Raw genomic sequence first — 12,749 nt, 5'->3', positions numbered from 1 at the left:
CTGCGCGAGCAGCTATCACCCAGTAATGGGAATCCCCCTCCTGTGACGCGAAGCGCTAAGGTGGGGGAGGATGTCAAGCTGATGGGCAACTATCTGTCGACCTTCGGGGTGCTGCTGCTCTGTACCCAGTACCGGGCCCTGGCCCTGCGTCGACAGGCCAGCCAGGATCCCCTGACCGGCCTCCTGAACCGGCGCGGCTTTATGGATCATTGCGTGACGATGGCAAGGCAGGGGGCGCTGGTGGTGCTGGATCTCGACGACTTCAAGCAGATCAACGATCGCCACGGTCACGAGACCGGGGACAGGCTGGAGGCGGTGGGTCGCTATCTTGCCGGCCAGCGGGATCTGGTGGCCAGCCGCTTCGGCGGGGAAGAGTTTGTGCTGCTATTGCCCGAGCGGGACCCCCTGGCCCAGCAGGCGCGCTGCGAGCAGATCCGCCAGGGAATAGAAACGCTGGAGCTGAAGGGGGTCCGGGTGACGGCCAGCCTGGGGTGGGTGCCCAGCGCCCGTGAATGGCACTTTGACACCCTGTTCAGCCAGGCAGATCGCGCTCTCTATCAGGCCAAGCGGGAGGGCAAGAACCGGATCTGTCAGGGGGCCTGATCCCCCGTCAGGTCATGCCCGGCCGGTGGCCGTCGGCTCCGACCGGACAAAGACATACCGAGTCAGCCACCTGGTCGCATCAGACCAGAGTGGCCGCCTGGCGGCCTGTCAGCGGTGCAGCTCCCCCGCGCGTTCCGGCTGATAGACCACTTCCAGGATCTCCACCTGGATGGTGCGACCGGCCGGCCCCGGCCAGGCGATGCTGTCACCCACCTTGAGCCCCAGCAGGGCGCTGCCCACTGGCGCCAGCACGGAGATCTTCGATTCGTCCCCCTGCACATCCTTTGGATAGACCAGCGTCAGGCAGAAGTCGTTGCCGCTGTTTTGCATCTTGAAGCGCACCGTGCTGTTCATGGTCACCACGTCCGGCGGCATGTCGGCGGGTTCGCGGATCTCGGCGCGATCCAGCTCCTCTTGCAGGGCAAGGTGCTGGGGGTGGTTGCCAAGCAGCTGTTCGATGCGATCCAGATCCAGGCTGGAGATGACGAGATGAGGCTGTTTCATAGGGTATTTCCTTATCAATGACTGAAGGGACCAGGATGACGGGCAGACTGGTCGACAAAAAACGGTGCAAGTGTAAAAAGCAGACAGCAACAGCGATGCCCCCGAGCGACTCGCGCAGCGGGGCGAGGGCGGGGGCTCAGCGGGGTGTGAGCGTACTGGAAAAAATCATGATTGCTTTCATGGAGATACCATAACCATTCTGGGGTGGTTTGGCAATTGGACTGACTTTCTCATCAGGGAGCCTGGTAATCGTACTGGTGCAGGATGCGCGCGAGACTACCATCCTCCCTCATTTCCTGAATGACCCGGCGCCAGCGCAGCGCCTCGCTGCGGGAGAAGCGGGGACTGGCGGCCAGGTAGAGGGTGCTCTGCTGCAAGGTCTCGCCCCGCACCAGGTCCGGGAGCGGCAGACCCGCCCGCTGCTGGTTGTAACGGGCGGTGTTCCAGGCCACCGCCCATGCCTGGATGCGGTCGCGCGCCAGCTTGCTGGCGTTGCTGACCTCCTCGGTGACCAGCTCCCGGGTCACCCCTGTCAGCGGCTGGAACAGGCTCTGGCTATGGGAGCCACGCATCACGCCAACGGTGAGGCCTGGCAGCGTCTTCATGGAGATCGGCGTTGGATGGTGACGGCGATGGCTGACCAGCACGAAGGCCTCCTCCAGCAGGGGGGCAATCCAGAGAAACAGTGGTTCGCGCTGGGGATTTCGGGCCGGGGGCAACAACAGGACATCCGGGCGGTGGCTGGCCTGGCTGAGGGCGCGAGCCAGCGGCATCAACTCGATCTCGAGCGGTTCCCCGAGGCGGCGGGCAGCCTCCTCCAGCACCTCGATGGCCATGCCGCTCGGCGCACCCTGTTGGGCGCGGATCACATAGGGGGGAATGTCCGCGGCCACGACGACCACGGCACGGGCCGAAAAGGCGCAGACGATCAGGGGAGAGAGCAGCAGAAGCAGAGTAACAAGGCGCATGGATGTTCGGATCCGGGATGAGTACAGAGAGTGTAACATCCCGTTACGCCATGTCAGCCAGGCGATTGCCGCCTGGGGGGATCAGTCGAAGAAATCCCGCAGATCCAGGGTCTGGTACCCTGCCAGTTGCTGCCAGGGGAGGGTCTTTGGCAGCGGCTTGAGCGTCACCTCCATCCGGTAGCTGCGATAACCGTCGAGGCTTGCCGACTCCACCACCAGGGGCAACTGCCAGCGGCTCGACCAGAGGATGCGGGTACGCTGGCGACCTTCACGGGTCTCATACCAGTTCGCCTGGTCGGGGGCGGCCTCATCCAGCGGTGTCATTCCCTCTAACAGGGCAGGGTTGATGAGGTGGCGGATCCGCGCCCACTCCGGCTTGAAGGCCACCTGGCCGTACTCCTCCTGCGGCACTTCCACCAGCTGGTTGTGCCAGGCATCGGCGTAGCGCAACTGGAGTGCGTCTCCCTCGCTGCGGGTGACCCAGCGCGCCGCCATCTGGTGAGTGAAGTGCTTGTGGCCGGGGCGGGCATCGTGGGTGGCGTGATAGGCACGGGCCAGGGGAACGGGAATGAGCCGCTGGCTCCACACCTGGTCACCGACCCGCAGCCACTTCTCCTGCCACTGGCTCTCCCGGGTGATGCCGTCGCTGCCGGTAGCCCTGTCCACGTAGCGGATGCGGGCGGCCAGATCGGGCACCTCGTCGGCCAGGAGGGGGAAGGAGAGGGCGCTGCCCAGCAGCCATAAAGAAAGCAGATATTTCATCATCGTCTCTCGCTCGACGGAAAAGGTGCCCGGCGCGGTGCCGGGCCCCTTTATCACAGGCCGAGGGCCTCCCTGAGCTTGCCGAACACCCGGGTGTTGTCGAGGGTGCCCTTGAACTGGCTGCTGCCTGCGCCGCCCGCGAACAGCATCACATCGCCGCCGCCGTGAGTCTCGGAGCCGAGCTTGACTCCGGTTTCCTGCAGGTAATCATCCGCCATCACCTCATCGCTGGTAAGGGTGGGGCGCTGGTCCTGGCGGTTGGGGCCGTTGCCGAATACCAGAGTAGTGAACGGCTTGCCGTCCGCGTCGTTCTGGGTCGAGCCATCGGCGTTCTTGACCAGATCCAGCACCTTGTTGCCCTTGGCGGAATAGCCGTTGATGGTCATGGTGTGGTCGTGGTCGGCGGTGACCACGATCAGGGTATCGCTCAAATCCACTTTGCCGAGGGCCGTCTTGACCGCCTCGTCCAGCGCCACCGCATCGGTCAGGGATCGCTTGGCGTTGGTGGCATGCAGGGCGTGGTCGATACGTCCCCCCTCCACCATCAGGAAGTAGCCCTGGCTGTTCTGGCTGAGCAGATCGATCGCCTTGGCGGTCATCTCGGAGAGGGACGGCTGGGTACTGGCCGCCCCCTTGGCGACGCGGTCCAGTTCGTAGTCGAGGTGGGACTTGGTGCTGAACAGCCCCAGCACCTTGCCCGAGTTGACGGCAGAGAGCTCATCCTTGTTGGTGACATAGCGGTAGCCCCGGGCGGTCAGCTCGGCGGTGAGATCCCGGCCGTCGGCCCGGCCGCCCTTGTTGCTGGCGCTGTAGGGCGTCCAGTGGTTGGCGCCGCCCCCCATCAGCACATCGACCCCATCCCCCAGCGCCTGATTGAAGCCGGCTCCGCCTGGTACCGCCTGCTCGGCGATGGCGTAGGCCGCATCCCGGTGGCAGATATGGGAATAGGTCGCCGCCGGAGTGGCATGGGTCAGCTCCGTGGTCGTGACGGCTCCCACCGACTTGCCGGCTGCCTTGGCCAGCTCGAGAAGGGTGGGCACCGGGCTTCCGTTGTCGCTGGTGCAGTTGTTGATGCCCTTGTTGCCGTTGGCATCCTTGGACGGTGCCACGGCCCTGGTGTCGCTGCTCATGGCGATCACCTCGTTGTTCATCTTGACGCCGGTGGTGTAGGCCGCCATGGAGGGGGCGGAGTCCGTGGTCTGGGCATCGTGGGAGAAGGTCTTGATGCGCGCGCTCTGGGGCAGCTTCATCATCTCGAGATCCCCCTCTTCCCCCACCTTGAACAGGCGGGTGGCGGTGAGCACGGTGGGACCCATGCCGTCACCGATAAAGAGGATGACGTTCTTGGCATCGGCGGCGTGCGCCTGGGAGAGGCCGCCAAGCGTGCCGAGCAGGGCGGTGCAGACCAGCGTCTTTTTCATGGTGATGTTCATCCTGATAATCCCTTACAGCTTGGCCGCAGCCTTGATCTTGCCGAACACGGCGGTGTTGTCGAGAGAGCCGTGGAAGCGCTCCGCCCCCTGGCCGATGGCGCCGAGGAAGACATCGGTACCGCCGTGGGTCTCGTTGCCTATCTCGCCCACCTTGACCACCACCTCCTGGTGATAGTCGTCGGCGGAGGTGGTGGCGTCGTCGAGGGCCGCCACGCTGCTGCGCGGGCCATCCACTCGGTTGTAGCCGTTGCCAAAGCCGATGATGGTGTAGGGCATGCCATCGCTATCCTTGCTCGGCTCGCCGGTCTCGTAGTTCTTCACCAGCCCGAGCACGCCCGCATTGCCTGCGGTGGTCTTGCCGGTGCGCTTGGCATAACCATTCAGGACTAGCGTGTGGTCATGGTCGGCGGTGACCACGATCAGGGTGTTTTTCAGCTCGGGATCGGTTTTCTTCACTTCATTGATGGCGGCCTGGATGGCGTTGTCGAAGGCGAGGGTATCCTGCAGGGCGCGCTTGGCGTTGGTGTCGTGCAGGGCGTGATCGATGCGCCCCCCTTCCACCATCAGGAAGTAGCCCTTCTCTTTGTCCTTGAGCTGCTTGATGGCAGCCAGGGTCATCTGGGCCAGTGACGGCTCGCTGGCGGGCCGGTCCAGGTCATATTTCATGTGGCTTGAGCCAAACAGGCCCAGCAGCGGCTTGCTCGCATCGGCCTGGTTCAGCTCGTCCAGGGTGGCGGCAAACTGATAGCCCTTCGCCTTCATCTCGTCGATGAGGTTGCGGCCATCGGTCCGCTTGCCCTTGTCGGCACTGGGCAGGAAGAAGCCGCTGCCGCCCCCGAGCACTACGTCCAGCCCCTCCTTCAGGGCGCTGTTGTAACCGCTGCCCCCCGGCACCATCTGGACGGCGATATCAGCCTCCAGATCCCGGTTGCAGATATGGGCATAGGTGGCGGCCGGGGTGGCGTGGGTGACCCGGGTGGTAGTGACCACGCCGGTGCCGCGGCCATCGGCCTTGGCCAGCTCCAGCAGGGTGGTCACCGCTTTGCCGCCGCTCTGGCTGCAATCGCTCTCCTGGGTGGCGTCGCTGTCCATGCTGATGACGCCGTTGTTGCTCTTGACCCCGGTCATGTAGGCCGCCATGGAGGGGGCCGAGTCGGTCACCTGAGCATCGTGGGAGAAGGTCTTGATGAAGGCCGTTTCCGGCAGGGTGTCGATGGTGAGGCTGCCCTCTTCGCCGACGCCATAGATCCGGGAGGCGGTGAGGGTGTTGAGACCCATGCCGTCGCCGAGGAAGAAGATCACGTTCTTGGCGCTGGGTTCCGGGGTGTTGCTGTCGTTGTTGGAGTTGCAGCCGGCGGCCAGGGCGGCGCCTATCATCACTGCAAGTCCTGCCATCTTTCTCATTGGGGTTCGCTCCTTGTGAAACCTGAGCGCAGCCTAGAGGGGGCAGATGACACTTTTAGTGAAGAGAGATGACAATACGGTGAAAGCGTCTTGCAAATATTATCTTATATCAATGGGTTATGTTGATTGTGTTCTGCCACTCACCTCCCGGTGGCGTGGCGGGCATCCGGCCACCCGGGTGACAACACCCGGCCAGAATAGCCTGTCAAATCGGGGCCGCAGCAGGTAAAATGCGCCCCCTTGCGATGAGTGCCAGCGGTCTGGCGCATCACCACGCACCCGCAACCCCGAGCGCCCGCAGCCCCGAGAGGGGACCGCATGCCAATGAGAGAGTAACGGATATGTCCATCAACTGGTTCCCCGGCCACATGCACAAGGCCCGCAAAGAGATTGCAGAGGTCATGCCCCAGGTCGATGTCATCATCGAGATGCTCGACGCCCGCATCCCCTTCTCCAGCGAGAACCCCCTGGTGCCGGAGCTGCGCGGGGAGACGCCGGTGATCAAGGTGCTCAACAAGGCAGACCTTGCCGACCCCGAGATCACCGCGCTGTGGGTGGCCCACATGGAGCAGGAGAAGGGGATCAAGGCTCTGCCCCTGACCCAGCAGGAGCCGGAGAAGATCAAGCAACTGCTGACCCTGTGCCACGAGATGCTGCCGGAGCGCAACTTCGAGCTGCGCGGGGTGCGCGCCATGATCATGGGCATCCCCAACGTGGGCAAGTCCACCCTGATCAACACCCTGGCGGGGCGCATCATCGCCAAGACCGGCAACGAGGCGGGGGTGACCAAGTCCCAGCAGCGGATCAAGCTCGACAACCACGTCATCCTGACGGACACCCCTGGCTTCCTGTGGCCCAAGCTCAACCCGCCCTCCTGCGGTTATCGACTGGCGATCACGGCGGCCATCAAGGATACCGTCTTCGATTACGCCGACATCGCCATGTTTGCCGCCGACTACTTCATCAAGGCCTATCCGGAGCGCATCAAGGCACGCTACCAGCTGAGCGAGCTGCCGGAGACCGAGATCGAGCTGCTGGATCTCATTGCCCGTCAGCGCGGCTTCATGCGCAAAGGGGGGCTTGCGGATCTGCACAAGGCCTCGGAAATCCTGGTCAATGAATTCCGGTCCGGCATGCTGGGGCGGATCTCCCTGGAGACGCCAGAGATGGTGAGCGTCGAGATAGTGGAAGCCGAGGCCGAGGCTGAGCAGAAAGCCAGGGAGAAGGCGGAGCGGGAAGAGGAGCGCCAGGCCCGGGCTCGTCGCAAGTACGCCAAGAAGCGCCAGCGCTGACCGGCGTTGTGCACGATAGGTTGTGCTTGATAGAAAGAAGAGGCGGCCCTGGGCCGCCTCTTCTGGTCATGGTGCTCTGGCGTGAGGATCGATGTTCAACGGCCCGCTGCCCCTCATCATGACCAAGGTGTTGGCCAATCAAGGGGATGAGGCTCCCGTCAGGGGAGGGCCGTGCCGCGTTGCCATCACGGTGGGCAGAAAAACCTTGCGACCCGGCCTCAGTGCCGATTGACAAAGGCACAGGCGGTGGCATGATGCGCTCGCATTTTGCCTCTCCCCACGGTTCTATCCATGACCACATACTCCCGCCCGGTGCTGCTCCTGCTCTGTGGCCTGCTGTTGCTGACCCTGGCCATCGCGGTATTGAATACCCTGGTGCCGCTCTGGCTCGCCCATGAGCATCTGCCCACCTGGCAGGTCGGCATGGTCGGCTCCTCCTATTTCACCGGCAACCTGCTGGGAACCCTGCTGGCGGGCAGACTCATCGCCCGCTGCGGCTTCAAACGCAGTTACTACCTGGCCAGTGCGCTCTTTGCCGCAGGCTGCGTCGGGCTCGGCATTACCCTGGCGTTCTGGAGCTGGCTCGCCTGGCGATTCATCGCCGGGGTCGGCTGCGCCATGATCTGGGTGGTGGTGGAGAGCGCGCTGATGTGCAGCGGCAACGCCCGCAATCGGGGTCGCCTGCTGGCCGCCTACATGATGGTCTATTACGTGGGCACTGTGCTTGGGCAACTGCTGGTGAGCAAGGTGCCGACGTCGCTGATGGCGGTGCTGCCCTGGCTGACCGCCCTGGTGTTGGCGGCCATGCTGCCGCTCTTGTTCACCCGCATCGCCAGTCCGTCAGGCAACCACCAGGCCAGGACTCCGGTCTGGCCGATGCTGCGCCTGCGTCAGGCGCGTCTGGGGGTGAACGGCTGCATCCTCTCCGGCATCGTGCTGGGGGTGCTTTATGGTCTGATGCCGCTCTATCTGAACCACCAGGGGGTGAGCGACGGGGCCATCGGCTACTGGATGGCGGTGATGGTGAGCGCCGGCATCCTGGGGCAATGGCCGGTGGGGCGTCTGGCAGATCGTTTCGGGCGCCTGCCGGTGCTGCGGGTACAGGTGCTGGTGGTGATCCTGGGGGCCATGGCGATGCTCGGCAACGCAGCCATGGGACCGACGCTGTTCATTCTGGGGGCCGCGGGCTTCACGCTCTATCCGGTGGCCATGGCCTGGGCCTGCGAGAAGGTGGAGCAGCATCAACTGGTGGCCATGAACCAGGCGCTGCTGCTGAGTTACACCATCGGCAGCCTGCTCGGCCCGACCCTGACGGCGCTCTTGATGCAGCACTACTCGGATCATCTGCTGTTCATGGTGATTGCTGGGGTCTCCCTGGTCTATCTGCTGATGCTGCTGCGCAAGATGGGCGAGCACCCGACGCCGATGGCCCATGCCTGAGGGCAGACGGCGTCATCATCCCTGTGCACGGATATAGAAGAGGCGACCCAAGGGTCGCCTCTTTTTCGTCATGGGCCGGGTAGTGCCGCTCAACCAAACCGGTGCCTTGCTGCTTCAAAGAGCGAGAGGTGCAGCGGGATCAACTGCTGCCAGTCTCGCCGGTAACCCCCTCCCGGTACGGCGGTGATGGGCAGCCCGTGGCGAAGCGCAGAGTCAAAGACCATGGCATCGCGCTGGCGCACGCCGGAGTCGCTCAGGGAGAGGTAGCCTAGCTCGTCGTCCCGGTGCACATCCACCCCGGCCTGATAGAGGATGAAGTCGGGGACGTAGAGGCGATGAGCCAGGGCGAGGGCCTGGTCCAGGGTCTCGAGATAGGCGTCGTCCTCCATGCCGCTTGGCAGGGGAAAGTCCAGATGGGAAGCCGGCTTGTGGTGGGGGAAGTTGTGTTCCCCGTGCAGGGAGAGGGTGATGATGTCACGGCTGCCCGTGCACAGGGCAGCGCTGCCATCTCCCTGATGGACATCGAGATCCACGATCAGTACCCGCTCGCAGAGTCCTTCGTCCAGGCAGGTTCGCGCCGCGATCACCAGATCGTTGAAGAGGCAGAAGCCGCTGCCAAACCCCCGGTGGGCGTGGTGGTAGCCGCCGGAGATCTGCAGTCCGCAGCCCTGCGCAAGGGCGTGGCGGCTGGCGGCCAGGGTGGCGCCGACCGAGTGCAGGGTTCGTTCAATCAGCAGGGGAGACCAGGGAAAGCCAAGCCGGCGAATGGCCCCTTCATCGAGGGTGCCGGCGAGGGCGGCCTGTACATAGGCCGCATCGTGCACCTTCTCTATCTGCTCACGGCTGGCAGGGGCGGCCTGTGCCAGCGGATAGTCGAGGGCGACGAGGCGTTCAAACAGCGCCTGGTACTTGGCCAAGGGGAAGCGGTGACGCTCGGGCAGCGTCAGGGCGGAGTAGTGGGGGTGATAGAAGATGCGCAGTGACATGAAGCATCGGCCATGAACGGGTATGAAAAAGGGGAGCCAGGCTCCCCTCGATGCAGGCGTGCGATGCGCCTTACTGCTGCTGGATCACCCAGATCTGGAAGGCTTTGCGGGTCTCCGCATCAGCCTTGTTGTACCAGCTCTGCAGCTGGGTCAGGGCTTCCGGGTTGCTCATGGCCTTGCTCGGGGCCACTTCCACCGGTGCGCTGGCGGCAGCCATCACGGCGGCGGTGGAGACGGAAACGGTCTTGGGCTGGTTGAAGGCCTTGCCCATCTTCAGCAGCTCCTGCTGATAGTCACGGGTCAGCTGGAAGCCACCCACGGTCGGCATGACGAACTGCTCGTTCTCGACGGCCTGGCCGCTGACCTTGTCCTTGAGGACCACTTTCTGCTCTTTCACGAATTGCTTGGCTTCCGCCTCGTTGCGGGGCTTCTTGTAGTCCAGCACCAGGGTCTGGTTGTCACCTGCGGTGAAGTTGATCACCAGGGGCTCGGCGGTGACCAGCTTGATCTCGCTACGGTTGGAGTAGTTGCCCTCGAAGGCCACCACCACCTGGTGCTTGCCGGCGCTGATGGGGAAGGTGCTGGTCTTGTCGAGCAGCTTGGGGTTGATGGACTCGCCATCGATGAGCTGCACCACGTAGGGATTGGTTATTTCCAGTTGGCTATTAGCCAGGGCGCTACCTGCCCACAACAGACCAGCCAGGGCCGGCACCAGAACAGTCAGTTTCATTTCATCTCCTTGAACAGTCAGGCGATTGCCCACTGAAAAATAGGGGCTCATTTTTACAGGTTTGCCCTGGAGCGGCAATAGCCGTTTATGGCGCATTCCTGCCGATGGGGGCGTCGACCCCTACTCGATTCGCCGGGTGAAGGGGGGCAGGGCGTCCAGCAGCCCCTTGCCGTAGCGCTTGGTCAACAGGCGGCGGTCGAGTATGGTCACCCGGCCCCGGTCCGCCTCTTTGCGGATGAGACGGCCGCAGGCCTGGATGAGTTTGCGGGAGGCTTCCGGCACCGTCAGTTGCAGGAAGGGGTTGCCGCCGCGCTGCTCTATCCACTCGGCGGTCGCCTCTTCCACGGGGGAGTTCGGTACCGCGAAGGGCAGCTTGGTGATCACCAGGTTGGTGAGGTAGTGGCCAGGCAGATCCAGCCCTTCCGAGAAGCTGCCGGTGCCAAAGAGGATGCTGGCCTGGCCGCCGTCGCACTTCTGTTTGTGCAAGAGGAGCAGGGCGCTGCGGGACGCTTCCCCCTGTACCAGGAGCGACATCCCCTTGGTCCGCAGCCCCACCGCCACCTCGTTCATCTGGCGATAGGAGGAGAAGAGCACCAGGCTGGCCTCCTTGCCTGCCAGCAGGCGGGGCAGGGTATCGATCAACTCCTGGGTGAAGGCGGGGGCACTGGGTTCATGGGCCATCTTGGGCAGATAGAGTTCGGCCTTGTGGTAGTCGAAGGGGGAGCGCAGCCGCAGATAGCGGGTGCCGTCATGCTCCTTGAGCCCCACCTGGTGGCGAAAATAACTGAAGGAGGAGAGGGCGGTGAGGGTCGCCGACACCAGCACGGCCCCGAGACAGCGGGACCAGAGCCACTCCTCCAGCAGATACCCCACCTCGATGGGGGAGGCGTGCAGCCAAATGTCCCCGTCCTCGCTTCTGGCCATCCAGCGGGCGAGGGGGGTCTTGCCGGTGGGAACATGGCGGCTCAGCATCTCCCAGAGGGCGCAGAAGCTCTCGAGCCGTTGCAAGTGAAAACCGCTCTCCGCCAGCAGAGGCTCGGCCTCCTTGCGACGGATGTCGCCATCCTTGAGCGCCTCGCCGATGGCCCCCTGCATTCTGTCCAGCGCCCGCAACGCCTTCTTGCTCGCCTCCTTGAGGTTTTCCGCCAGCATGGGCAGGGGATCCGGCAGCACCCCATCGGCGAATCTGTGGTGGGGCTCGCCGCCAAAGAGGTGATCATTGCTGGCGAGCCACTGCTCGAGGGCCTTGAGATCCGGCTGGAGAGAGGCCAGGGCATCCTGCAGTTTGAGCTGGGGATCGAGCAGGCTCTCCTTGTTCAGCGTCCTGGCCAGCTTGCCCGCGCTTTGCACCAGCTTTTCCAGCCAGCGGCGGGATCCCTTGATGCTGGCGCTGGCGGCGCCGTGATCCCGGGCGATGGTGGGCAGGTGATGGGCTTCGTCCAGCACATAGATGCACTCGTCCGGCGGCGGCAATATGATGCCGCCACCCATGGTGAGGTCGGAGAGCAGCAGGGCGTGGTTGACCACCAGCACGTCTGCCGCGTCCATGTCGTTGCGGGCCCGATGGAAAGGGCAGTGCTGATGGTGGCTCAGGGCCTTGTTGCAGGTGTGGCGGTCGGCGGTGATGCGATCCCAGCAAGGGTCTGGAATGGGTTTGGGCCAGTTGTCCCGATCCCCGTCCCACTTGCCTTCGGTGTAGGCCTGCCACAGCCCCTGGTAGCACGCTTTGTCAGCATCCGATGGCTTGTGTCTGCTCAATGCGCCGAAGTCGAGTTCGAAATTGGCCATCTCGCTGCCGTTTGCCGCCTGCTCCAGCAGGTGCTCGCAGCAGTAGCGCTGGCGCCCCTTGACCAGCATGAAACGAAACGGCAGCTCGCTGTGACGGTGATAAAAGGGGAGATCCTTGTGGATGAGCTGCTCCTGCAGGGCCACGGTGGCGGTGGAGATGATGAGCTTCTTCTGGGTGAGCCGCGCCACCGGGATGGCGCCCTGGGCATAGGAGAGGGATTTGCCGATACCGGTGCCCGCCTCGGCCACCAGGATACGGCGAGACCTGTCGTACTCCCCGGTGAGGGTCTTGGCTATCTCGGCCACCAGGAAGTTCTGCTCCCTGCGGGGCACAAAGCCGGGCAGGCCGTCGGCTATCTGGCGATAGGTAGCGCGAATACTGGCTTTGAGACGGGTCGATAACATGGCTTGGCGGGTCATGGCTGGGATTGGAGTGACAGGATACCCGCAACCCGGCGCCCGGGTCGAGGCAGGGATGACAGCCCCTTGCATGGCCGCCGCCAAATATGCCAACACAGCGGTTGGGGATGGACGACTCCCCTCAGCCGGCATAAAAAAGCAGCGTTTTTCGCTACAAACGTTGTCCTCGCATCGAGGGAATGGGGTGGGACCTGGATCACATTTTTTCCCCTATGACTATGGAATCACGGGAAAGTTCCAAGTTTTTTCATTGCGGATTGCAAAACCCGGTGCTAGTCTCAGGCCCCATAGTGATGCAAAGAACATCGCTAACACAGGGAATAACAACAACTTAGTGTTTAATCATGTACAGGATCTTTAGCTACAACCAATTGAAATAGATAGAAAAAAGGCTTCGTTTGTGATCTGATTTAATCGCA

At 63.5% G+C, this 12,749-nt stretch carries 10 protein-coding genes and 1 pseudogene; 3 read left to right on the top strand and 8 right to left on the bottom strand.

Annotated features, from left to right (window positions below):
- Positions 1 to 78 precede the first annotated feature (78 nt).
- Positions 79 to 603: pseudogene (locus tag PG892_RS19080) on the top strand (GGDEF domain-containing protein); the annotation flags it as partial.
- Positions 604 to 711: 108 nt separating this feature from the next.
- On the opposite strand, the gene rnk reads toward PG892_RS19080, so the two are convergent.
- From rnk to PG892_RS19055, 5 genes are all read right to left on the bottom strand, one after another.
- Positions 712 to 1,107 carry a nucleoside diphosphate kinase regulator gene (gene rnk, locus PG892_RS19075; RefSeq protein ID WP_010675253.1) on the bottom strand — a complete coding sequence of 132 codons (396 nt, stop codon included), beginning with the start codon at positions 1,105 to 1,107 and terminating at the stop codon, positions 712 to 714.
- A gap of 233 nt (positions 1,108 to 1,340) precedes the next feature.
- Positions 1,341 to 2,075, bottom strand: coding sequence for a substrate-binding periplasmic protein (locus PG892_RS19070; protein ID WP_174722087.1), 735 nt, complete (start codon positions 2,073 to 2,075; stop codon positions 1,341 to 1,343).
- Between the two features lie 81 nt (positions 2,076 to 2,156).
- Positions 2,157 to 2,840 (bottom strand): hypothetical protein, encoded by a 684-nt coding sequence (locus PG892_RS19065; protein ID WP_052814631.1) that lies wholly within the window; start codon positions 2,838 to 2,840, stop codon positions 2,157 to 2,159.
- Positions 2,841 to 2,890: 50 nt separating this feature from the next.
- A complete protein-coding gene (locus PG892_RS19060; RefSeq protein ID WP_201925868.1) occupies positions 2,891 to 4,258 on the bottom strand; it encodes an alkaline phosphatase in 1,368 nt (455 codons plus the stop codon).
- 24 nt (positions 4,259 to 4,282) lie between these two features.
- Positions 4,283 to 5,674: an alkaline phosphatase gene (locus tag PG892_RS19055; RefSeq protein ID WP_109112850.1), complete on the bottom strand. Its 1,392-nt coding sequence runs from the start codon at positions 5,672 to 5,674 to the stop codon at positions 4,283 to 4,285.
- A gap of 341 nt (positions 5,675 to 6,015) precedes the next feature.
- On the opposite strand from PG892_RS19055, the gene ylqF reads away from it, so the two are divergent.
- Together ylqF and PG892_RS19045 are read left to right on the top strand one after the other, a co-directional pair.
- Positions 6,016 to 6,966 (top strand): ribosome biogenesis GTPase YlqF, encoded by a 951-nt coding sequence (ylqF, locus tag PG892_RS19050; protein ID WP_052814633.1) that lies wholly within the window; start codon positions 6,016 to 6,018, stop codon positions 6,964 to 6,966.
- Positions 6,967 to 7,257: 291 nt separating this feature from the next.
- Positions 7,258 to 8,406, top strand: coding sequence for an MFS transporter (locus PG892_RS19045; RefSeq protein WP_124813895.1), 1,149 nt, complete (start codon positions 7,258 to 7,260; stop codon positions 8,404 to 8,406).
- An 89-nt stretch (positions 8,407 to 8,495) separates the two neighbouring features.
- Here PG892_RS19045 and PG892_RS19040 read toward each other — a convergent pair whose 3' ends face one another.
- The 3 genes from PG892_RS19040 to dinG form a co-directional block, all read right to left on the bottom strand.
- Positions 8,496 to 9,392, bottom strand: a complete 897-nt coding sequence (locus PG892_RS19040; RefSeq protein WP_124813897.1) for a histone deacetylase family protein — start codon at positions 9,390 to 9,392, stop codon at positions 8,496 to 8,498.
- Positions 9,393 to 9,462: 70 nt separating this feature from the next.
- On the bottom strand, positions 9,463 to 10,122 hold the full coding sequence (locus PG892_RS19035; RefSeq protein WP_270807340.1) for a YccT family protein: 660 nt from the start codon (positions 10,120 to 10,122) through the stop codon (positions 9,463 to 9,465).
- Between the two features lie 120 nt (positions 10,123 to 10,242).
- Positions 10,243 to 12,315, bottom strand: coding sequence for an ATP-dependent DNA helicase DinG (dinG, locus tag PG892_RS19030; protein WP_183149737.1), 2,073 nt, complete (start codon positions 12,313 to 12,315; stop codon positions 10,243 to 10,245).
- Positions 12,316 to 12,749 lie beyond the last annotated feature (434 nt).

This window comes from Aeromonas sp. QDB68 (genome assembly GCF_027707405.1).
Classification (GTDB): Bacteria; Pseudomonadota; Gammaproteobacteria; order Enterobacterales; family Aeromonadaceae; genus Aeromonas; species Aeromonas caviae.
The sequence above is the reverse complement of the archived record's forward strand: the minus strand, read 5'-3'. Positions and strand labels throughout refer to the sequence as shown.

What these genes read in the sequence shown, in the direction of transcription:
- rnk (WP_010675253.1), bottom strand. Translation starts at nt 1,107, where the DNA reads ATGAAACAGCCTCATCTCGTCATCTCCAGCCTGGATCTGGATCGCATC.
- PG892_RS19070 (WP_174722087.1), bottom strand. Translation starts at nt 2,075, where the DNA reads ATGCGCCTTGTTACTCTGCTTCTGCTGCTCTCTCCCCTGATCGTCTGC.
- PG892_RS19065 (WP_052814631.1), bottom strand. Translation starts at nt 2,840, where the DNA reads ATGATGAAATATCTGCTTTCTTTATGGCTGCTGGGCAGCGCCCTCTCC.
- PG892_RS19060 (WP_201925868.1), bottom strand. Translation starts at nt 4,258, where the DNA reads ATGAAAAAGACGCTGGTCTGCACCGCCCTGCTCGGCACGCTTGGCGGC.
- PG892_RS19055 (WP_109112850.1), bottom strand. Translation starts at nt 5,674, where the DNA reads ATGAGAAAGATGGCAGGACTTGCAGTGATGATAGGCGCCGCCCTGGCC.
- ylqF (WP_052814633.1), top strand. Translation starts at nt 6,016, where the DNA reads ATGTCCATCAACTGGTTCCCCGGCCACATGCACAAGGCCCGCAAAGAG.
- PG892_RS19045 (WP_124813895.1), top strand. Translation starts at nt 7,258, where the DNA reads ATGACCACATACTCCCGCCCGGTGCTGCTCCTGCTCTGTGGCCTGCTG.
- PG892_RS19040 (WP_124813897.1), bottom strand. Translation starts at nt 9,392, where the DNA reads ATGTCACTGCGCATCTTCTATCACCCCCACTACTCCGCCCTGACGCTG.
- PG892_RS19035 (WP_270807340.1), bottom strand. Translation starts at nt 10,122, where the DNA reads ATGAAACTGACTGTTCTGGTGCCGGCCCTGGCTGGTCTGTTGTGGGCA.
- dinG (WP_183149737.1), bottom strand. Translation starts at nt 12,315, where the DNA reads ATGTTATCGACCCGTCTCAAAGCCAGTATTCGCGCTACCTATCGCCAG.